At 67.4% G+C, this 276-nt stretch carries 1 pseudogene; it reads left to right on the top strand.

Annotated features, from left to right (window positions below):
- Window positions 1-253: pseudogene (locus tag FQ664_RS19990) on the top strand (diaminobutyrate--2-oxoglutarate transaminase); the annotation flags it as partial.
- Window positions 254-276: the final 23 nt, after the last annotated feature.

Below are 276 nucleotides of genomic sequence, written 5' to 3'. Positions count from 1 at the left end.
TGGCTTGATGCTGGGTGTGGAACTGGTCGACCCACAAGGCCAGCCGGATGCGCTGGGCCACCCACCGGCTAACCGCGACTTGGCGCCGAAGGTGCAGCGCGAGTGCCTCAAGCGCGGGCTGATCCTGGAGTTGGGTGGGCGGCATGGGGCGGTGGTGCGTTTTCTGCCGCCGTTGATCATCAGTGCCGAGCAGATCGACGAGGTTGCCCAGCGCTTCAGCGCTGCGGTCGCCGCCGCCGTAGGCAGCGTTTGACGCCGCGCTGCATGCCACTGTTC

The sequence above is a fragment of the Pseudomonas persica genome, from assembly GCF_900291015.1.
In the GTDB taxonomy this organism is placed as follows: Bacteria; Pseudomonadota; Gammaproteobacteria; order Pseudomonadales; family Pseudomonadaceae; genus Aquipseudomonas.
The sequence above is the reverse complement of the archived record's forward strand: the minus strand, read 5'-3'. Positions and strand labels throughout refer to the sequence as shown.